The organism is Candidatus Limnocylindrales bacterium, from assembly GCA_035571835.1.
GTDB lineage: Bacteria > Desulfobacterota > Binatia > UBA1149 > CAITLU01 > DATNBU01.
The window spans coordinates 148,674-169,394 of record DATNBU010000002.1 but is presented as its reverse complement, the minus strand read 5'-3'; the positions used below and the strand labels follow the sequence as shown (position 1 = coordinate 169,394).

At 65.8% G+C, this 20,721-nt stretch carries 15 protein-coding genes; 8 read left to right on the top strand and 7 right to left on the bottom strand.

The window, feature by feature from the left end; all coding sequences use genetic code 11:
• Entirely contained in the window at positions 1-723 is a 723-nt protein-coding gene (locus VN634_01315) for a YebC/PmpR family DNA-binding transcriptional regulator (GenBank protein HXC49497.1), read from the bottom strand.
• Between the two features lie 133 nt (positions 724-856).
• On the opposite strand from VN634_01315, the gene serB reads away from it, so the two are divergent.
• A complete protein-coding gene (serB, locus tag VN634_01310) occupies positions 857-2,143 on the top strand; it encodes a phosphoserine phosphatase SerB (protein HXC49496.1) in 1,287 nt (428 codons plus the stop codon).
• A 70-nt stretch (positions 2,144-2,213) separates the two neighbouring features.
• On the opposite strand, the gene VN634_01305 is transcribed toward serB, so the two are convergent.
• Positions 2,214-2,753, bottom strand: a complete 540-nt coding sequence (locus VN634_01305) for an NUDIX hydrolase (protein ID HXC49495.1) — start codon at positions 2,751-2,753, stop codon at positions 2,214-2,216.
• A 6-nt stretch (positions 2,754-2,759) separates the two neighbouring features.
• Positions 2,760-3,563, bottom strand: coding sequence for a crotonase/enoyl-CoA hydratase family protein (locus VN634_01300; GenBank protein HXC49494.1), 804 nt, complete (start codon positions 3,561-3,563; stop codon positions 2,760-2,762).
• Between the two features lie 313 nt (positions 3,564-3,876).
• On the opposite strand from VN634_01300, the gene VN634_01295 reads away from it, so the two are divergent.
• Entirely contained in the window at positions 3,877-4,899 is a 1,023-nt protein-coding gene (locus VN634_01295; protein ID HXC49493.1) for an aspartate-semialdehyde dehydrogenase, read from the top strand.
• 143 nt (positions 4,900-5,042) lie between these two features.
• Here VN634_01295 and VN634_01290 read toward each other — a convergent pair whose 3' ends face one another.
• Positions 5,043-8,522, bottom strand: a complete 3,480-nt coding sequence (locus tag VN634_01290; protein HXC49492.1) for a hypothetical protein — start codon at positions 8,520-8,522, stop codon at positions 5,043-5,045.
• A 405-nt stretch (positions 8,523-8,927) separates the two neighbouring features.
• Positions 8,928-10,739: a D-alanyl-D-alanine carboxypeptidase family protein gene (locus VN634_01285; protein ID HXC49491.1), complete on the bottom strand. Its 1,812-nt coding sequence runs from the start codon at positions 10,737-10,739 to the stop codon at positions 8,928-8,930.
• A 521-nt stretch (positions 10,740-11,260) separates the two neighbouring features.
• Between VN634_01285 and VN634_01280 the strand changes: the two genes are divergently transcribed.
• Entirely contained in the window at positions 11,261-11,893 is a 633-nt protein-coding gene (locus VN634_01280) for a TetR/AcrR family transcriptional regulator (protein HXC49490.1), read from the top strand.
• Positions 11,894-11,986: 93 nt separating this feature from the next.
• Positions 11,987-13,276, top strand: coding sequence for an A/G-specific adenine glycosylase (locus tag VN634_01275; protein HXC49489.1), 1,290 nt, complete (start codon positions 11,987-11,989; stop codon positions 13,274-13,276).
• On the opposite strand, the gene ispH is transcribed toward VN634_01275, so the two are convergent.
• Complete coding sequence (ispH, locus tag VN634_01270) at positions 13,188-14,219, bottom strand: 4-hydroxy-3-methylbut-2-enyl diphosphate reductase (protein HXC49488.1); 1,032 nt, start codon at positions 14,217-14,219, stop codon at positions 13,188-13,190. The two genes, VN634_01275 and ispH, sit on opposite strands and share 89 nt — an antisense overlap.
• Before the next feature lie 93 nt (positions 14,220-14,312).
• On the opposite strand from ispH, the gene VN634_01265 reads away from it, so the two are divergent.
• Positions 14,313-16,586: a DUF3604 domain-containing protein gene (locus VN634_01265; GenBank protein ID HXC49487.1), complete on the top strand. Its 2,274-nt coding sequence runs from the start codon at positions 14,313-14,315 to the stop codon at positions 16,584-16,586.
• Here VN634_01265 and VN634_01260 read toward each other — a convergent pair.
• Complete coding sequence (locus VN634_01260) at positions 16,529-17,698, bottom strand: fatty acid desaturase (protein HXC49486.1); 1,170 nt, start codon at positions 17,696-17,698, stop codon at positions 16,529-16,531. The genes VN634_01265 and VN634_01260 overlap by 58 nt on opposite strands.
• Before the next feature lie 123 nt (positions 17,699-17,821).
• Between VN634_01260 and VN634_01255 the strand changes: the two genes are divergently transcribed.
• From VN634_01255 to VN634_01245, 3 genes are all read left to right on the top strand, one after another.
• Positions 17,822-18,976, top strand: a complete 1,155-nt coding sequence (locus VN634_01255) for an inositol-3-phosphate synthase (protein HXC49485.1) — start codon at positions 17,822-17,824, stop codon at positions 18,974-18,976.
• Between the two features lie 166 nt (positions 18,977-19,142).
• On the top strand, positions 19,143-19,625 hold the full coding sequence (locus VN634_01250) for a hypothetical protein (protein ID HXC49484.1): 483 nt from the start codon (positions 19,143-19,145) through the stop codon (positions 19,623-19,625).
• 17 nt (positions 19,626-19,642) lie between these two features.
• A complete protein-coding gene (locus VN634_01245; GenBank protein HXC49483.1) occupies positions 19,643-20,713 on the top strand; it encodes a TlpA disulfide reductase family protein in 1,071 nt (356 codons plus the stop codon).
• Positions 20,714-20,721: the final 8 nt, after the last annotated feature.

Here is a 20,721-nt window from a genome sequence, read left to right as displayed (position 1 = left end):
TCACGCGAGCGTGTGGAAGACTTTCTGCACGTCGTCGTCCTGCTCGAGACTGTCGACGAGCTTGAGCACATCCTTGGCGGCATCTTCGGCAAGCTCGACCGGCGTCAGCGGGATGTACTCGGATTCCGCCGAGATCGGCTTGATGCCGCGGTCTTCGAGCGCTTTCTGCAGGCGGCCGAAGTCGGCGAACGCGCAGCGGATGAGGATCTGCGGCTCACCTTTCTCGCCGGTGCTCTCGCCGAGCTCTTCGAGGCCGTCGTCGATCAGCTCGAGCTCGAGGCTCTCCTGATCGATTCCGGCCGGATCGAGCCGGAACGTGCCCATGCGCTTGAACAGGAAGCTGACGCTGCCGCCGGCGCCGAGATTTCCGCTGCCCTTGCTGAGGCAGTTGCGCACGTTGGCCACGGTGCGCGTCGGATTGTCGGTCGCGGCCTCGATCAGGATCGCCACGCCGTGCGGCGCGTAACCTTCGTAGACGATCTCCTGGTAGTCGGCGACGTCTTTTCCGGCCGCACGCTTGATCGCCGATTCGATCTTGTCCTTCGGCATGTTGACCGAGCGTGCGTTCTGGATGACGCGCCGAAGCTGCGGATTGCCGTCCGGGTCCGGGCCGCCGGCCTTGACGGCGATGACGATTTCCTTGCCGACGCGCGTGAAGGCTTTCGCCATGCGGTCCCAGCGCGCGAACATCGTGTGCTTTCTGGTCTCGAAGATGCGTCCCATAGCGGCGCGGAGACTATCGCAGCAGACGTCTTTTCCAACACTCCGCCGCGCGGAGCGGGCACGTCCGTCGCGTGTGAAGCTCCAGCGGTGCTCGTGTGTTGGCTTTGAAGCCGCCCGCAGCTACGCCAGCGGCATGAAGGCCAAGGCCGCGACGAGTCGCGAGATCATCCTGATCAACGTCTCCGGAGAAGACCGTCCCGGTGTAACCAGGTCGCTGACGACGATCCTTGCCGAATATGGCGCGATCGTGCTCGACATTGGGCAGGCCGTGATCCACGACCTTCTGACGCTCGGACTTCTCGTCGAAGTCCCGCCCGGCGCGGCATCGGGACCGATCCTGAAGGATCTGCTGTTCCAGGCGCACGAGCTCGACATGAAGATCCGTTTCACTCCGGTCACCGAGGCGGACTACGAGCACTGGGTCGGGCAGCAGGGCAAGCCGCGTCACACCATCACGGTGCTCGGCAGGCGTCTCAGTGCCGAGCACATCGCGGCCGTTTCCTCGATTCTTGCCGACCAGGGACTCAACATCGACATGATCCACCGGCTCTCCGGCCGCATTCCCCTCGCGGACACCGGCCGGACGCCGTACGCGTGCGTCGAGCTCTCGGTGCGCGGAACTCCGCGCGACGCCACCCGCATGCGCGCCGAGTTTCTCGACGTGACGCACGAGCACGACGTCGACATCGCGTTCCAGGCCGACGATCTTTTCCGTCGCAACCGCCGACTCGTGGCGTTCGACATGGACTCGACACTGATCCAGGTCGAGGTGATCGACGAGCTGGCGCGTGCGGCGGGCGCCGGCGAGGAGGTCGCGAAGATCACCGAGCGCGCGATGCGCGGCGAGCTCGACTTCCAGCAGAGCCTGCGGATGCGCATGAAGCACATCGCGGGCCTCGACGCGGGCGTGCTCGCAGAGATCGCCGAAAACCTCGCGCTGACCGAAGGCGCCGAACGCCTGATCCAGGTTCTGAAAACGATCGGCTTCAAGATTGCGATCCTCTCCGGCGGCTTCAGCTATTTCGGCGAATACCTGGCTACGCGTCTCGGCATCGATTACGTGCATGCGAACGAGCTCGAGATCGTGGACGGCAAGCTCACTGGCAACGTCGTCGGCCCGATCGTCGATGGCGCGCGCAAGGCCGAGTTGCTGCGCGCGATCGCGGCCAAGGAAAACATTTCGATGCAGCAGGTGATCGCGGTCGGCGACGGAGCCAACGACTTGCCGATGCTGTCGATTGCCGGGCTCGGCGTTGCGTTCCGCGCCAAGCCGATCGTCAAGCAGTCGGCGCGCCAGGCGCTTTCGGCTGCCGGGCTGGATGGGATTCTCTATCTGATCGGCGTGCGCGATCGCGAGGCGGAGCCGGCGCTGGACCTGGCATCGGAGATCGAGGAAATCGCCGAGGCCGAGAGCCGGTGATCGAGTACGGCGGGGACTTCCTCGCGTATGTCGCTGCTGCACGAACATTCCGCGGGGAATGTGACGCACGTCATGTTTTTGAGGGGAGCGCCGCGCGTCGCGCCGACACCAGATGCAGCGCCGCGATCGTTTTCGCGTCGATGATCTCGCCGCGTCCGATCATCGCGAGCGCTTCGTCGAAGGCGACGTCGTAGATCTCGATTTCCTCGCCGTGGCCATGGGCCAGTTTGCCCGCTGTCAGGTTCGACGCTTCGTAGAGCCAGATACGTTCGTCGGTGTACGCCGGGGTCGTCACCATGACGCCGATGGCTTCGATCGTCGCAGCCTTGAGCCCGGTCTCTTCCTCGATCTCGCGTGCGATGCATTCGGCCGGGTTCTCGCCCGGATCGAGCTTGCCGGCCGGGATTTCCCAGAGCCATTCGCCAACCGGGTGGCGATACTGCTTGAGCAGCACGATCGTCGCGGGCGACCGGAACACGACGGCTGCCGCCGCGCCGGGGTGCTTCAGCACGTCGAGCGTCGTGCGCCTTCCGCTCGGAAGCTCGACTTCCTCGACGCCGTAGCTTCCGACCGGGCCCGTCCGCAGGACCTTTCGCGAGAGCGTACCCACGCGCCGTTACTGCGGGTCGATGAAGCGCGCAGGCCGTTTCTCGAGATTGGCCGTCACGGCTTCGATCTGGTTCGGCGTCTTCAGCAGAGTGCGTTGCAACTCTTCTTCGAGCGCAAGGCCGGTTTCGTCGTCCGGGATCAGGTAGTTGCGGTCGATCAGTTTCTTGGCCGCGCGCACCGCATCCGGCGAGCTCGCCGCGATCTGTGCCGCCAGCGTCATCGCGTCGGCATAAGGGTCTTCCGACGCGCGCGTGCAAAGGCCGAGCGACACCGCCTCGGTGCCGGAGACGATTCTCGCCGTGAACGTGAGCTCTTTCAGCACGTCCTGGCGCAGCACGTGCTTGAGCGTGCGTGTTCCGCTCATGTCGGGCACCAGGCCCCAGTGCATCTCGCGGATCGAGAGCTTCGCCTCCGGATGCACGATGCGGATGTCGGCTCCCGCTGCGATCTGCAGCCCGCCGCCGTAACACGCGCCGTGAATCGCGGCGATCACGGGCACCGGCAGCTCTTTCCAGACATATCCGGCCAGCTGCGCGACGTTGGCCGGCCCGCCTCGCGTGCGGTCGAACAGGTTGGCCTCGCCGCCTTCGGCCGCCAGCGCCATGAAACTCGCGAAATCGAGCCCCGCCGAAAACGCCCGCCCGTTACCCGAAAGCACGACGGCCCTCAGACCCGGCTCCTGCGCAAGCGCGCGCCCGGTCGCGATCAGCCCCTCGAACATCGCGAGATCGAGCGCATTGAGCTTGTCGCCGCGATCCATGCGGACGTCCGCCACATGCCCTTCCATCCGAACAACGACGCGATCCGACATGACTTTGTCTCCTTCGCCCCACAGGCGGCCGCACGCATTACCACCATGAATGGAATCGAACTTGAAGTGTCGCCAAGCCCGCGAAGCCCAGACCCTCCGTCGCCTTCGCAACGAAGCTCCGCTAAAGAAAAGGATTGCCGCTCGAGAGACGGCCCGCTCAGCACGCGACCTCGGAGAAGGGTCCAGATGCGAGGCAGACATCGGGGAAAGGGAGCGAGGCGTGGCGGAGCCACGTTGAGCGACCGGCCCGATGTCGAACGAAGCAGATGGGCCCTTATACGAGGTCGTCCGTCGAGCGAACGGAGACGCAGAAATGAAGATAGGAGTAGTAGGAGCGACCGGGCAGGTAGGGAGCGTGATGCGCACGCTGCTGGCCGAGCGCAGGTTTCCGATCAGCCAGATCCGTTTTTTCGCATCGTCGCGCTCGGCGGGAACGAAGCTGCCGTGGAACGGCGGCGAGATCACGGTCGAGGATGCCGCGACGGCCGATCCGACCGGTCTCGACATCGCGCTGTTTTCGGCCGGCGCCAAATCGTCGCGTGAGCTGGCGCCGCGCTTTGCCGAGTGCGGCGTGACCGTAATCGACAACTCGTCGGCGTGGCGCATGGATCCGGACGTGCCGCTGATCGTAAGCGAGGTGAACCCGGGCGAGATCGCCAACGCCCGCCGGCGCATCATCGCCAACCCGAACTGTACGACGATGGCCGCGATGCCGGTCCTCAAGCCGCTGCACGACGAGGCCGGCCTTACGCGGATCGTCGCGAGCACCTACCAGGCCGTGAGCGGCGCCGGGCTGGTCGGCGTCAACGAGCTCGACGCGCAGGCGCACGCCGCCGTCGGCAACGCCCGCGATCTCACGTACGACGGATCGGCCACCACGATGCCGGCCCCGTCGAAGTTCGCGAAGAGCATCGCGTTCAACGTGCTGCCGTACGCCGGCAGCTACGTGGCCGACGGATCGCTCGAGACGGACGAAGAGCAGAAGCTCCGCAACGAGAGCCGCAAGATCCTGTCGATCCCCGATCTGCGCGTCAGTGGAACGTGCGTGCGGGTGCCGGTCTTTACGGGCCACTCGCTGAGCATCAACGCCGAGTTCGCGCGCCCGATCAGCGTTGCGCGCGCGACCGAGCTCCTCGCGGCCGCTCCCGGTGTCGAGCTGCTCGATGTCCCGACTCCGCTCGAAGCCGCCGGCAAGGATCCCAGCTACGTAGGCCGCATCCGCCAGGACTCCTCCGTGGACGGCGGCCGCGGGCTGGTGTTCTTCGTGAGCAACGACAACCTTCGAAAGGGCGCCGCGCTCAACGCGATCCAGATCGCCGAGTTGTTCTGTCGGTAGGAGGACGGATCGGCGGCCGCCCCAACGGTCTAGCGACCAACTCACCGCAACGATGAAGCAAAAAAAGGGGCGGGACCTTTCGGTTCCGCCCCTTCGTCTTTGTCACGCCGGCTGCACCCGGCAGCCGGCGTGACTGGTTTCCGCTAGTCGCAGTCGTCGATCGTGCAGTCGTTGTCCTTCGCGTCCTTGCACGCATCACTGCTCGTCACGTGGATGTGGTTGCTCGAGTTCTCGTCGCAGCCACTCGGGATGTCGAGACCGGTGTTGCAGAACAGCTCGTCGCGGCAGTTGCCCTCGAAGCGCTCGCACTTCTGGAACACGATGTGCGTGATCAGCGACACCGGCGGACACGCGCCGTAATCGCCGCCGCAACGCTCGCCGGTGATGTTGCAGTCGCCGTACGAGCACTTGCCGTCCTCGAAGCGACCGCCGCTGTTGTAGCAGTCGAGCTCGTGCGCGCAGCGCCTCGCCGCCTGCGATGAACCGTCTCCGATTTCGCAGAGCTCGTTGCAATCGCTGAACGACACGTCGACGAACTGGCTGACGACTGCATCGCAGTTGTCCGGGCGTCCGCTGATCGTGCAGTTCAGGGCTGCCGTCACGAGCTCACGATAGAGCCGGCGAATCGGCGTACTGTCGACTTCCACGCACAGGCCTTCGAGAGCAGACGACAGGCCGAGGTCGTCGACGTTGTCGCCGTTGTCCACCGCGGTGGTCGTGATGGACTGGCCGCAGACCTCGAGTCCGTCCGCCGAATCGAGCAGATCCTGCACGATGTCGACGCCGCGCTTGCCCCACCATCCCGGACGGCGGCAGATGTCGTTGCAGACATTCGCGTGCTGGCAGAGGCCACCCAGGCTTTCGCTGCAGGTGTCGAGCGTGCACTGGTCGTCATCGGCGCAGTCCTTCTCCTCGCCGCTGCAGGTTCCGCCGCTGCACTGATCGTCTTCCGTACAGGCGAGACCATCATCGCAATCGGCGTGGTTGTTCGGATGCGTGCACGTGCCGGAGCCGTTGCAGACGTCGTTGGTGCAGACGTTCTGGTCCGAAGAGCATCCCGAGCCGTTCGGCTTGAATGCATCGGCCGGACACGTCGCGACCTGGCCCGTGCAGGTTTCGGCCACGTCGCACTCGCCGTTCGCACCACGGCAGACCGTGGTCTTGAACACGTCGGCGGGGCAGGTGGCCGCCGAGCCCGTGCAGGTCTCGGCGACATCGCAGATTCCTGCCGACGCACGGCACTGGGTCGTCTTGAACGTATCGGCCGGACACGCACCGGATGTCCCGCTGCATGTTTCTGCCGTGTCGCAGATTCCGGCCGCTGCGCGGCAGGTCGTCGCCGTGCCGCGGAACGTATCCGCCGGGCAGGTTGCCGACGAGCCGCTGCAGTTCTCGGCCGTGTCGCACACGCCGTTGGCGGCGCGGCACTGCACGCTCGACGCCGTGAAGACGTCGGTCGGGCACGATGCGGACGATCCGTTGCAGGTCTCGGCGGCGTCACAGATTCCGCCTGCTGCACGGCAGACGAGGCCGTTGTTGAACGCATCGGCCGGGCACGAAGCCGACGAGCCGCTGCAGGTCTCGACCGTATCGCAGACGCCGCCCGATGCGCGGCACGTGGTTCCGGTCTGGAACGCATCGGTCGGGCACGAAGCCGACGATCCGCTGCAGGTCTCGACCGTATCGCACACGCCGGCGGATGCGCGGCAGGTGGTTCCGGTCTGGAACGCATCGGTCGGACACGAAGCCGACGAACCGCTGCAGGTCTCGGCCGTGTCACACACGCCCGCCGACCCGCGGCACGTCAGTCCCGTGTTGAATGCATCGTTCGGGCACGAAGCGGACGTTCCGCTGCAGTTTTCGGCGACGTCGCAGATGCCGGCTGTTCCGCGGCAGAGCGTGGAGTCGTCGGCGAAGCTGTCGGCCGGGCACGATGCGGACTGGCCTGAGCAGGTTTCGGCCACGTCGCAGATGCCGTTTGCCGCGCGACACGTGTTGCCGGTCAGGAACGCATCGGGCGGGCAGTTGCCGCCCGAACCGGTGCAGGACTCGGCGGTATCACAAATGCCCGATGCCGGACGGCAGACTTCGGTTCCGAAGATATCGGTCGGGCAGCTGGCGCTGGTTCCGCTGCAGGTTTCCGCTGCGTCGCACACGCCGCCGGCGGCGCGGCAGATCGTTCCGTTCTGGAACGTGTCGCCGGGGCACGAGGCCGATGCTCCGCTGCAGACTTCGGCGGTGTCGCAGATTCCGGCCGACCCGCGGCACGTGACTGTGGTGCCGAGGAACGTATCGGTCGGGCATGCGGCCGACGAGCCGGTGCACTCTTCGGCGGTATCGCAGATTCCGCCCGAGCCGCGGCACGTGGTGCCCTCATTGACGAATCCGTCGTTCGGACACGATGCAGAAGTGCCGGTGCAGTTTTCGGCAACGTCACAGATGCCGTTCGAACCACGGCACTGCGTGGAGGTGGCGAGGAATGCATCGGCCGGACATGAAGCGGACGAACCGCTGCAGGTTTCGGCGACGTCACAGATGCCATTCGATCCGCGGCATGTCGTGCCGGTCTGGAACGTGTTGGCCGGACAGTCGGGCGAGGTGCCGCTGCAGACTTCGGCTGCATCGCAGATTCCATTGGCCGCGCGGCACGTGGTCGCTCCCCCGAGGAAGCCGTTGCCCGGACACGACGGAGATGTTCCGGTGCAGACTTCGGCCGTGTCGCAGATGCCGTTGGCTGCGCGGCAGACCGTTCCCTGGGTCACGAGGCAGTTGTTGGCGTCTTCGTTGCAGACGTTGCCGCAGACATCGCCGCCGATGCACGGATTGCCAGAGCTCGTGCATGAGCCGGCCGAGCAGACTTCCGTGCCGGTGCAGAACAGACCGTCATCCGTGCACGGGCTGGTATTGGGGGTGTGGAGACAGCCGAAGTCGTCGGTGCCCGGCGCGCCCACGCTGCAGATGTCGTCGGTGCAGACATTGTTGTCTTCGCAGAGCGAAGGGAACTGGTCGCACTTGGGAACTTCCACGGCCAGGACCTGGCAGTCGCACTTCGACTTGGTTTCCGGGATCGCCGTTTCGGGGCCGGTGCAGACGCCGTCCGCCGAGTTCTTCCACGACGAACAGATGTTGACGTCGAAAAAGCCGTCGTGGTTCGCGTCGATGCACGGTGCCTGGATGCCGGTGACGAGCACGCCGCTGACGCCGGTTCCGGTCACGTCGCCGCACTGGTCCTGGTCTTGGTCAGTGACCGCAGGATCGAGGGCCGGGTCGATGATGCCGACCGAGCAGTCGGCGTTGGTCGAGGACTGCGGGTTCTCGCCGACGTAGAAGCCGATGTCGTAGCGCGTGGTCGCGGACAACTCGACCTCGAGGCTTCCGGTGAAGGTGAACGTGTCGTTCGGACTGCCGTCGCAGGCTTCGGTGACCTCGGTCGCTGCGATCGTGGCGACCCGGATATCGTTCGACGTGCAGACCGTGTCGGTGCCGAACGCTTCTTCGAGACACGGCGCTGCATTCGCGCTCCGGCTAGAGCCGGCCGTTGCCATCGCAGCGAGCAGAACGGCGAACGCGAAACGACCCGCCGATGCGCGAGTGCTCCGATGGTTCCTGATGAAATTGTTCATGACGTCTCCTTTACCTCTTTCGACCTTCGACTATCGCAGTCGCTGCTCGCGGACCGGCCGTGCGCCGATCCGGTCATCCCCTGCCAAGATGGACGCAAGTCGTTGGAAGAAGCCGGACAGCTCCCTCCTCGACGCGCCCGAAGACCTGGCGTTTCCGCTACCCTGACCCTCTGTGATCGGCCTCCGCTGCCGACCAAAGGACCCCCTGCACATTCAGCACAGGCAAGACCCTGTCCGACTTAAACGATCTCGTCAACTTCGGTGGCCTGGCCTTAGGCCAAAGAAAGCGTGTGAGTCACGTCATTGGGGGAGCGCGCCGGCGCTACGAGGCGGAGGAAGGCATACTGGGCGCGGGCGGAGATCGACGGACGTGAACAGGCCCACAGCGGGCCTGGGACAGGAAGGTCAGTTGGTGGCGACGATCAGCGGCCGGCCGGGAGGCACGACGACGCACGGCACGCGCCCTCGCTGAAGCTCGTTGCAGGCAGCGCGGGCGTCCTGCTCGGTGAGCCTGCTGAGGCGCGACGTCACGTGCACGCCGTCCACGGCGCGCCCGACGACGAGATCGGCGCCGCGAAGCTGCATGGGCATCTGCTGGCGCGCTTCCTCACCGCGGCGGCGAGCAACCGTTGCATCGCGGAACAGACCGACCTGCACCGACCAGTCCCCGCCGGTGGCCGCGCCCGAAGACGATGAGACTGTCTCGACGACTGGCAGCGCGCCGCCGCTTGATCCGGCAGGAGCGGCCGCAACGGGCACGGAAGCCTCGGCGGGTTTCTGCGGAGATTTCGGGGGTGCAGCGATCGGAGTTGCAGCAGTGGCGGCAGCCGGTGCTGCCGACGCAGGAACGATTGCGGCAGGAGGAGCGGCAGAATGCGTTGCCGCCGGCGTCGGCTCTTTCTGCTGTGGCGGCGCTTTCTCGCTCGCGGCACGGCCGGTCGACGAATTCGGGGAGGCCGGCGGACTCGCTGCCGCTGCAGATCTGGCGGGCTCGGCGAGCGCCGGGACGGGCGCAGCAGCCTGTGCGGGCTTCGTTGCTGCCGCGGGAACAGGCTTCGTGGGTACGGAGTCCGACACGGTGCCGGTACTTGCCGCAGGTCCAGGAGATCCTGGTGCGGTCGAGGTGGCGACGAATGCCGTCAGATTCGCCGTCGCGTTGGGAAGCGGGAGCGGGCTCGCAGTGGCGGTAGTCGCCACGGCAGGCGGCGGAGGCGGCTGGGAGCCTTGCACCACGGGGGTCTGCGGCGCCGGCGGCGATGCGACTGCGGCGGTCACCGTGGGCGCGGACTCCGCCGCTTCGTCGGCAGCATTGACCGCATTGCTCGCGACCATCACCAGGCTCGGATCGATCTTCGCGTACGAGACGTCGAGCAGGCGGGTGGCGTGTTCTCTCGTCCAGGCCTGTGTGTCGCCGCCGAGGACGACGGCGATCAGGCGCTTGCCGCCGCGAACCGCCGACGCAGCAAGATTATGACCCGATGCATTGACGAATCCGGTCTTGATGCCGTCGGCGCCGTAGTAGGTGTGGAGGAAGCGGTTCTGGTTGTTGAAGCGGGTGCCGTGAAACTCGAACGTGTCCGTCGAGAAGTAACGGTAGAAGTCCGGATATTTCTGGATCAGCGCCTTGCAGAGCAGCGCCAGATCGCGGGCGCTCGTCAGATGCCCGTCTTCCGGCAGGCCCGATGCATTCAGGAACGTGGTCTGGGTAAGTCCGAGCGCCTTGGCCTTGGCGGTCATCCGTTCAGCGAAGTGCTTCTCGCTTCCGCCGCCGAGCGCCTCCGCGATGATGCAGGCGGCATCGTTGGCGGATTTGGTCGTGATCGCGCGAATCGCATCCTCGACTTTGAGCCTGGAGCCGGGGGCGAGGTCGAGTCGCGACGGGTCGCGGCCCGCGGCATACGCAGAGACGGGAAGCTCGTCGGTGAGCGAGAGCTTCTTTGTCGCCAGTGCCTCGAAGGCGAGGTACAGCGTCATGATCTTGGTGAGCGAAGCCGGATAGCGCGGCAGATCGGCGTTGCGTTCGTAAAGAACGGACCCGGTGTCTGCGTCGATGACGATCGATGCGTAGCGTGAAGCGGGTGCGGTCGGCGTTGCGGATGCGGGGCCCGCGCGCAGGGCTGCAAGTGCCGTGAGCGCCGCCACGATCGTATGAAGACCTGCCTGTTTCAGCCCCTTTACCGGCACGTTACTGACCTGATTCCCCGCTGAGGTCTGCAATCCAGCGGATCGTGTGTACTCCATCGCAGCGCTGATGTCACTGGTCGTGTTGTCGTCATCTGCGCGCACGCTCGCTCGCGCCTCGACCGCTCATCGTGTTGGCGGTTGCGCATATGGTCACTGCAGGTCCGGATTCCGGCTGCGCTGAAGATGTGGTTTCGTGCATTCATGCGTGCGGCGACCTGATCGATTCGCAATACTCGCGCCGGGCCGGCGGTCAGGTCGGAGCCGCGGACTTTGATTCTCGATTGGCGTCCCGACCGCAGGCAGCACCCCGACTTCCGGCACATTTTGATAACGGCTCGCTGACTGGCCCGGATGAAACGGGGAGCGTCGCCGCTGGTGCAAAGGCACCGCCCCGTAGCCGTAAGTCGTAAAAATCATCTGTTATTTTACCAGGTTGGGAGCGCCGAAGGCACGCGCACGGAGCGACGCGCAGTGCCGCACGTATGCCGCTGCCCCGGCTGACGCGCCGCGTAACTAACCCCGGAAAAGAAAACTATTCGCACATTTGGTGCAAGATGGAATATAGGGACCTCATGGGTTCGGCGGGTACTGCGACGGTCGTTACCGTCGACGGGCGAAGAGCGCGCGCGGTCAAGACGCGCGAAGCGATCGTCGACGCGGCCATCGCTCTCCTCGACAGTGGCGACCTCAAGCCGACCGCAGCCTCGATCGCCTCGCAGGCGGGACTTTCCGTACGTTCGGTCTTCCAGCACTTCGCCGACCTCGAGGACCTGTTCGTGGCGGTCTCGGATCGCCAGACCAACCGTGTGGCGCGCCTCTACACGGGTACGAACTACGATGGCGACCTGCCGTCGCGCATCGACGTGTTCGTCAACTACCGCTCCAACCTTTACGAGACGATCGCGCCGATCCGGCGTGCCGCAATGCTCCAGGAGCCGTTCTCGAGAATCGTTGCGGAGCGCCTCGAGCTCGCCCGCAACCTTCACCGATTCGATGTCGAGCGCGCGTTTGGCCCCGAGCTCAACGTCGCGCGGGCCGGGGGTGACAACCGGCTTGGAGATACGATCGCGGCGTTCTGCACGTTCCAGGTCTGGGACGAGATGCGGCGCTTTTCCGGCTACGACGTCGCAACCGCCACCGCCGAGATGCGCCGCGTGGTCTGCGCACTGCTGCAGCCCTTCGCATAGCTCGCCGCCATCACGGCCAGATCTCATCGCCGCCAGATCGACCGCCGCACCGCACGCGTTGCGGCCGGACGCGGTTCCGTGGAAACGCTTGGCGTGCCTCGGGACGCCAGCGAAGGACCACTCAGCTCCCCGCGGCAAGCGGCAACTGCGCGCCGCGCGCTGCTTTCGTGGTACGCGCAGTCGCGGCGCGAGCTGCCGTGGCGAAGCCGTCGCAATCCATGGCGGGTTTGGGTCTCCGAAGTGATGCTGCAGCAGACTCGCGTCGAGGCGGTGGTCGAGCCGTACAAGCGATTCATGCGCAGATTCCCGTCGATCGCAGCGATCGCCCGCGCGCACGAGGACGACGTGCTCGCCGAGTGGTCGGGCCTCGGCTACTACCGAAGGGCGCGAATGCTTCATGCCGGCGCACGCTGCGTTGCCGCCGAGCATTCCGGCCGCATTCCACGTTCGCGCGAAGCACTCGAGGGCATTCCCGGAATCGGGTCGTACACCGCGAGCGCCATCCTTGCGATCGCGTTCGGTGAGCGCGAAGCGGCGCTCGATGCGAACGTGCTGCGCGTCGTTGCACGCATCGGCGGAGTCACCGATCCGCGCTCGGCGGACGGTCGCAAAAACGTCGTCGACCTCGCAGCGCGGCTCGTCGATTGCGACAGCCCGGGAGAAATCAACGAAGCGTTGATGGATCTCGGCTCGGCGGTCTGTACTGCGAAGATCGCGCGCTGCGAGCTCTGCCCGCTGGCGCGAATCTGCAGTGCGCGTGCGAGCGGTGATCCGCTCGCATTCGCCCCGCTGCGCGCGCGAAAAGCGCCGCGCGAAATCGAGCTCGCGTGTGCGATGGTCGTCGTCGGCGGCCGTGTGCTGCTGCTGCGACGATCGCGCGGCGATGCGCTGCTCGCCGGGCTGTGGGAGCTGCCGACAATCGAAAGGGGCGAAGCCGCCTGCTCGAACGGCGAAGCCTCCTCGGACGTCGAAACCGCGCTCGCGGACCTCGTGCGCGCGCGAGCGGCACTCGATGTGTCGATCGCCGGTCGATCTTTCGAAATCCGTCACGACATCGTCGGCCGCAAGATCCGCGCGTCAGTTTACGAAGCGAGAGTCCGCGGAACGCTTCCGCGCCGGCTGCCGGAAGGCGCGCGGCTACTCGATCACACCGGCAGGAGCCGCGTCGGAATGCCGGCGCTGCCAGCGAAGGCGATCGAGGCGTTTTTCGGCGGTACCGCGCGGCGTGCGCGATTCGACGGATTCGAGGGCTCGGGCGGCGCGGCCGACCCGGAGGGACGCGTCGTTGCGCCGTCTATTGCTGCCCGCGCGGCAGCCGCTGCGCTTCGAGCTCGCGCGGATCGCGCGCCGACGCGATCGCGCGCAGCTCGCGGGGCAGCGTGAACGTGACGTTCTCGCGCGCCGTCTCGAGATCCTCGGCTTCGTTGCAGCCGAGCAAGCGCAGGCGTTCGATCGTTTCCTGAACGAGACCTTCGGGCGTCGATGCGCCGGCCGTAAGGCCGACTGCTGCCGTATCGGCCAGCCAGTCGGCGTTGACGTCGGCGGCGCATTCGATCAGGTGCGCGCGCGCACCGGTGGTTCTGGCAACTTCGACGAGACGGTTGGCGTTGCTCGAGCTCGGAGAGCCGATCACGAGCACGAGGCCGCAGCGAAGAGCGAGGTCCTTGACGGCAGTCTGCCTGTTCTGCGTGGCGTAGCAGATGTCGTCTTTCTTCGGGGTGCGAGCCTGCGGGAAGCGGCGCTGGATGGCTTCGACGACTTCGCGCGTGTCGTCCACCGAGAGCGTGGTCTGCGTGACGACCGCAATCCGCTCGTCGGCGGCAAGGTCGAGCGCTTCGACGTCGGCGACCGTCTCGACGAGGCACATGCGCTCGGGAGCGTGCCCGAGCGTCCCTTCGACCTCGACGTGGCCGCGGTGGCCGATCAACAGGATCCGGTAGTCTTCGCGGGCGAAGCGCAGTGCTTCGAGGTGCACCTTGGTCACCAGCGGGCAGGTTGCGTCGATGACGCGAAGGTTCCTGCCGTCGGCCTCGTTGCGCACCGATGGCGCCACGCCGTGCGCAGAGAAGATCAGCAGGCTGCCGGGCGGGACCAGCGAGAGATCGTCGACGAAGATCGCTCCACGCGCTCGCAGGCGGTCGCAGACGTGGCGGTTGTGGACGATTTCGTGGCGAACCCAGACCGGAGGTCCGTAGTGGTCGAGCACGAGATCGACGATCTCGATCGCGTACGAAACTCCGGCGCAAAAACCGCGCGGGCTCGCAACCAGAAGGCGCTTGCCTGCCGTCGTCGTATCGCTCGTGGATTGCTCTGGCGAAGCACGCATCGAGGAGAATCTGTCACGGCACCGGAGGACGGACAACCTCGTCTGCAGCAGCGCCGCTGGCCAAACCCTCTTCGATGGGCACAATGCGATCCGATGCATCCGAGGCGAAACCGTGCGACCGCTGCCGCGGCGGCAGCGCGAGCGGCAATGCTGTGGGTGTCAGTGCTCGCAGCCGGTTGTCGCGGCGAATCCCAGGGCCCCGGCACGATACACGGCAAGGCCATTCCCGAAGCCGTCGTCGCAGCGCGCAGCGAGTCGCAGAAGAACGCGGCCGTGCTGGTCTCTGCCGCCGCGCACGCACGCGTTCCGGACAAGCAGATCCTTTTCGGCGATCTGCACGTGCACAGCAGCTTTTCGGCCGACGCGTTCCTGATGAGCCTGCCGCTGATGCAGGGAACCGGCGTGCATCCGGTTGCGACGGCGTGCGACTTTGCGCGCTATTGCTCCGGTCTCGATTTCTGGGGCATCACCGACCACGCCGAATCGCTGACTCCCCGCCGCTGGCAACAGACGATCGAAACGATCCGTCGCTGCAATGCCATCGGCGCGAGCTCGAAAACCCCCGACCTCATCTCGTTTCTCGGCTTCGAATGGACGCAGATCGGATTGGCTGCGGAAGAGCACTACGGACACCGCAACGTCATCCTGAAGGACCTCGACGACGACAGGATTCCCAGACGACCGATCGCCGCGTCGGCGTTTGCCGGTCAGGTCATGAGCGACAAGCTTCCGGCCGCCGTGCGTTACCTTCTGCCGCAGATCGACTGGCGCAATCGCAGCCGTTACCTCGATTTCCTGCAGTTCTGGAGCGAAACACGTCAGACCGAAGCGTGCCCGACCGGTGTCGACGTAAAGGACGTCACCGACGACTGCATCGACTACGCAAAGACTCCGGCCGAGCTCTTCGAGAAGCTCGAACAGTGGAACGCCGACAGCATCGTCGTGCCGCACGGCATGACGTGGGGAACCTACACGCCGCCGGCGTACTTTTTCGACAAGTCGCTGCGCGGCGCAGAAAACGGACTGGTCGAGATCTTCTCCGGCGACGGCAACACCGAGGAGTATCGATCGTGGCGCGAAGCCGGCATCGATCCGCAGGGACAGCTCGTCTGCCCGGAGCCGACCGCCGACTATGAGCCGTGCTGCTGGCGCGCGGGAGAAATCATTCGCTCGCGATGCAAGGATCCTGCGTCGGACGAGTGCCGGACCCGTGTCGACGATGCGCGGCGCAACTATCTTGCCGCCGGTGCCTCAGGCCGCCTTACGATCTCCGGTGCGGACGTCGCGGCATGGGGCGTGTGCGGACAATGTCTCGACTGCTTCGATCCGGTCTTCGAGCCGCGTCCGGGCGGCTCGCTGCAGTACGCGCTCGCGCTCACCGATTTCAGCGATCCCGCCGCGCCGCGTCGGCTGCATGCGGGATTCATCGGCTCGAGCGACAATCATTCGGCGCGGCCCGGCACCGGCTACAAGGAAATCCAGCGGCACGGAATGACCGATGCGTTCGGCCCGCGCAGCGCGTTCTGGCGGCGATGGGCGCGACCGCTCGGCAAGGCGAACCCCGATTCGGAAGCGATCGATCCCAAGAACAATCGCTTCCAGCGTTTTCAAATTCTCGATTTCGAGCGCAGCTCGTCGTTCTACTACACCGGCGGCCTGGTGGCGCTGCACGCCGAGCGCCGCGACCGCGACGCGGTCTGGGACGCGCTCCAGCGCCGGGAAGTCTACGCGACCAGCGGCGAGCGGATCCTGCTGTGGTTCGATCTGGTGCGCGGCGACGACGCCGTCGCGCCGATGGGAGCGAGTCTCACGTGGTCCGGCAAACCCACGTTCCGAGTACGCGCGGTCGGAAGCCCCGAGCAGAAACCCGGCTGCCCCGCATTCACGTTCGAAGGCCTCGAGGCGAAGCGAGTAAAGCGCCTGTGCGGCGGCGAGTGTTACAACCCGTCCGACACACGCCACCGCATCTCGCGCATCGAAGTGGTCCGCATCCGGCCGCAGGTACGACCCGGCGAGCCGATTGCGCGGCTGATCGAGGATCCGTGGAAAACGCTCGAATGCGAGAAGTCCGAAAACGGCTGTGCCGTCGAGTTCAGCGATCCGGACTTTGCGGGCGGATCGCGCGACGTCCTGTACTACGTGCGGGCGATCCAGGAACCGACGCTCGCGATCAACGCGGGTGGGCTGCGCTGCAGTGCGGACGCGACCGGCAAGTGTACGCAGGTCTCGCCATGCTACGGAGACTGGCGAACGCCGTATGACGACGACTGCCTGGCTCCGAACGAGGAGCGCGCGTGGTCGTCGCCGATCTATCTCGCCTGGAAAGCGGCCGGCGAGGAAGACAGCCGCTCGAGAAGATCGCGGTAGAGCATCAGCTGCTCGATGGCTTCGTCGATGCGACGCGCGCGGGCGAGGCTGCGGCGATCGCGTGCGTGCTTCCATTCGTCCATGCGGTTGGAGACGCGCTGGCGAAGATCGGCAAGGTCGACGTGCGATGCGAACTGCTCGTGGATGCGCGACGACAGCAGCGCGAGGCGGGCTTCGCTGCGCGCTGCCAGCCGCTCGAGCGATTCGCGCGTGCCCGTCAGCAGCCGGGCGCGCGTGCTCGCGCAGCCTTCATACGCGAGCAGCGCCTCGACGCGGCGGTTCCAGATCGTGGCCGGATTGACGCGTTTCAGGTCGTACGCGACGCCGAGCTTCGAGAGCGTCCAGATCAGCCACTTGCTCGGATCCCAGTCGAACTTGCGGACGCCGTTGCGGTAGTCGTTCGGAAACGCGTGGTGGTAGTTATGCCAGCCCTCGCCGAAAGCGATGATGGCGAGCAGCCAGTTGTCGGATGCGGTCACGTCCGGGTTGTACGGCCTCTGGTTGCCGGTATGCGCCCACGAATTGATGAACCACGTGGTGTGGTGGAGCGCCACGATGCGCACCGCGCCGACCAGCAGCAGCCCGTGCCACCCGCACAGCGCGAGAGGAATGATGAAGCTGGTCGCGACAGCGATCGGCACGTACCAGCGGTGCTGCCACATCACCATCCAGTCGTTCTTGAGGAAGTGCGGAATGCGCGCCATCTGCACGTCGGTGTCGCGGCGGACGAGCCATCCCATGTGCGAATACCAGAATCCGCGACGGCGGTTGTACGGGTCGGCCTCGGTGTCGATGTGCGAGTGATGGCGGATGTGATCGACCGACCACTCGAGCGCCGACCCCTGCCACGCGGCCGCGCCGAACAGCAGGAACATCATCTCCACAGCCGGATGCACCTTGAACGTCCGGTGCGACAGGAAACGGTGGTAGCCGACGGTGATCGCCAATCCACACGCAAAGTAGTAAGCAACGGCCAGTGAGATTTCGGACCAGGTCACACCCTGGTGCCACGCATAAAACGGCCAGATCAGCGCGCCGGTCGTGGTGGCGATGATGAAGAGCACTGTAGGCCAGTTGATGGGACGGCGACGGGACTCAGGCGAGGTGATCATCGGGCCCGGACTCTGTCATATCCGCGAGGATAGAACTATCGTTTGTTCGGGTGTCGTGACCCTTTGTCCCGCGGATCAGCCGCTCACGCGACCGACATCATAGCGCCAGGAGACGAAGCGCGGATGAGCACGATCAAGATCGCCATTGTCGGGGTTGGCAACTGCGCCAGCTCCCTGGTCCAGGGCATCCACTACTACGACGAAGCTCGGCTCGGTGCGGCAATCGGCCTGATGCACCGATCAATCGGCGGCTATGTTCCGAGCGATATCAAAGTAGTTACGGCATTCGACATCGACCGGCGCAAAGTCGGACGCGACGTGTCGGAAGCAATCTTCGCCCCGCCCAACTGCACTGCCCGCTTCTGCCCGCAGGTTCCGGCTCTGGGAGTGGAGGTGCGCATGGGACGCATTCTGGACGGCGTCTCCGAGCACATGTCGGAATATCCCGGGGAGCGAACGTTCGAACCCGGGGGCGCGCCCGAGCCGGAGGCCATCGACGTCGTTCGCGAGCTCAAGCGCAGCGGTGCGGAAATGGTCGTGAACTATCTTCCGGTCGGATCCGAGCAGGCAACCCGTTTCTATGCGGAGTGCGCCCTGCAGGCCGGCTGCGGGTTCATCAACAACATGCCCGTGTTCATCGCGAGCGATCCGGAATGGGCGCGGAGGTTCGAGGAAGCCGGCCTTCCGCTGATCGGAGATGACATCAAGGCGCAGCTCGGCGCGACGATCACGCACCGGACGCTGATGGACCTGTTCGCCAAGCGCGGAGTCAAGGTGGACCGCACGTACCAGCTGAATACCGGCGGCAACACCGATTTCCTCAACATGCTGAACCGCCAGCGCCTGGCGTCGAAGAAGATTTCCAAGACCGAGGCCGTCCAGTCGGTGGCCGGCGAAAGGCTCGAGGACGACAACATCCATATCGGTCCGAGCGACTACGTCCCGTGGCAGAACGACAACAAGGTCTGCTTCCTGCGTATCGAAGGCCGGATGTTCGGGGACGTGCCGCTGTCGCTCGAGCTTCGGCTTTCGGTCGAGGATTCGCCGAATTCCGCCGGGGTCGCGATCGACGCGATCCGCTGCTGCCGGCTCGCCCTCGACCGCGGCCGGGGTGGGGTTCTCTACGAGCCGGCCGCGTGGTTCTGCAAGCATCCGCCGCGGCAGTACACGGACGACGAGGCCTACCGCCGGATGGAAGCGTTCCTCGAGGGCTCCGAGCCGGTCGAGCAGACCGTCCTGCCGCTGGTGGCCGCCAGCTCGTCATCCCTGAAAGGCTGACCGCCGCCGGCATTTTCCGGCGTTTCCCCCGGATTCGCTGTGGTCAAATTCCTGCGGACAGGTTAAAAGTCGCGACCTGACAGGGTTCCCCCGGCAAGCGGGATTGCCGTCGGCAACCAGGGTCCCGATGCGACGAAGAGTTTTTCAAAGCACCCACGAGCTGGCGGTGACGGCGCTCGAATTTCGCCGGGCGCTCGAGAAATCGAGTGTCCGACGGCACTCGAAAGTCATGGCCCGGTTTCCGATCGGGTGCTGCAAGCACAGCTCGCAGCTGATCGCCAAGTACCTCGTTACCGAGCTCCAGGTCCCGCTGGTCTCGTTCGTTTACGGCGAGCGCGGCGGTGGAGGCACCGGGCTGCCGTGGCAGTCGCACGTATGGCTGCGCGTCGGCGAGCACACGCTCGACATCACGGCCGACCAGTATCCGGAAGTCGACGCGCCGGTCGTCGTCAGCGTCGGCGGCGGATGGCATTCGGCGTGGCTTCGGCAGCGCCACCTGACGTACGGCGAAATGATGACCTTCGGTTTCTGGGACGGCGTCCGTTTCAACCGGATGTACAAGGCCGCGATGCGCGCGATGAACTACCAGCCGCCTCCGCGTGTCGTGTTCCCGCTGCGCAACGCCGGACCGCCGGCCGAGCCGGCATGAGCCTGGCCAGCATCGCAATGGACTTCACGATCATCGATGACGAACGAACGACGAGCGTCGATGCCCGCATCGACGGCTCGCGCGTGCTCGTCTCGCCGGCGGATCTCGAGCGCTCGCTCGGCTGGTCGCTCAAACGCGAAGGCCTCTGCCGCGACGAGGTCTGCATCCCGCTGCCGCCTTCCTCTGCCGTGCTCGCAGGCGGATCGATCGATCTCGTCGCGTTTGCGCAGCTCACCGATCGTCCGATTGCGTGCGACACCGATGCCGGCGCAGCATCGATCGGCCAATCGGCGCGCGAACGACGAACGTCGATCGCGAGCCGCCTCGCTCCTGACTTCACGCTTCCCGATCTCAGCGGACGCACGCACAGCCTGGGTGATTACCGCGGCCGAAAGGCCCTGTTGATTGCCTGGGCATCCTGGTGAGGGTGCCGCGAAGAGCTGCCGGTCTGGCAGCAACTTCAGAATGAGCTCGGCGAGAAGGGACTGACCGTCCTCACCGTTGCGCTCGACCAGTCTCCGGAAGATGCACGCCCGTACGTCGAACGCGCGCTTGCGGCGTTTCCTCCGAAAGAGCCGGCGTACGAGAACGTGGCGCTCATCGATTCCAACCACGTCGTCGCGCACCGCTACGGAATCATCAACATCTCGACGGTGATCTGGATCGACGAGAACGGGCTCATCGTGCGCGCGCCGGCGATCGAGTACGGAAGCGACATGTTCAAGGATTTCCACGGCAAGGAATCCGCGCCGCACCTGGACGCCGTACGTCGCTGGGTTCTCGACGGCGAGCTGCCGATGTCGCCGGCCGACGTCTCGCGCGAGCAGCCGGCGCCGACGCACGACGAACAGCTCGCGCGCGCGGAATTCGCGCTCGCGTGGTTCCTGTTCCAGCGCGGCGATCGCGACGCGGCCGAAAAGCATTTCCTTCGCGCCGGAGAGCTCGCGCCGCACGACTGGACGATTCGCCGCGGATCGATGCCGATCCGCGGTCTCGATCCGATGGGCCCGGACTTCTTCGAGCTGTTCCGCGAATGGAATGATGCGGGGCGGCCGGACTACGCGAGCCTCGCGCGTTCGCGCGCGTGATGTGGAAC

What these genes read in the sequence shown, in the direction of transcription:
- VN634_01315 (HXC49497.1), bottom strand. Translation starts at nt 723, where the DNA reads ATGGGACGCATCTTCGAGACCAGAAAGCACACGATGTTCGCGCGCTGG.
- serB (HXC49496.1), top strand. Translation starts at nt 857, where the DNA reads ATGAAGGCCAAGGCCGCGACGAGTCGCGAGATCATCCTGATCAACGTC.
- VN634_01300 (HXC49494.1), bottom strand. Translation starts at nt 3,563, where the DNA reads ATGTCGGATCGCGTCGTTGTTCGGATGGAAGGGCATGTGGCGGACGTC.
- VN634_01295 (HXC49493.1), top strand. Translation starts at nt 3,877, where the DNA reads ATGAAGATAGGAGTAGTAGGAGCGACCGGGCAGGTAGGGAGCGTGATG.
- VN634_01290 (HXC49492.1), bottom strand. Translation starts at nt 8,522, where the DNA reads ATGAACAATTTCATCAGGAACCATCGGAGCACTCGCGCATCGGCGGGT.
- VN634_01280 (HXC49490.1), top strand. Translation starts at nt 11,261, where the DNA reads ATGGAATATAGGGACCTCATGGGTTCGGCGGGTACTGCGACGGTCGTT.
- ispH (HXC49488.1), bottom strand. Translation starts at nt 14,219, where the DNA reads ATGCGTGCTTCGCCAGAGCAATCCACGAGCGATACGACGACGGCAGGC.
- VN634_01265 (HXC49487.1), top strand. Translation starts at nt 14,313, where the DNA reads ATGCATCCGAGGCGAAACCGTGCGACCGCTGCCGCGGCGGCAGCGCGA.
- VN634_01260 (HXC49486.1), bottom strand. Translation starts at nt 17,698, where the DNA reads ATGATCACCTCGCCTGAGTCCCGTCGCCGTCCCATCAACTGGCCTACA.
- VN634_01255 (HXC49485.1), top strand. Translation starts at nt 17,822, where the DNA reads ATGAGCACGATCAAGATCGCCATTGTCGGGGTTGGCAACTGCGCCAGC.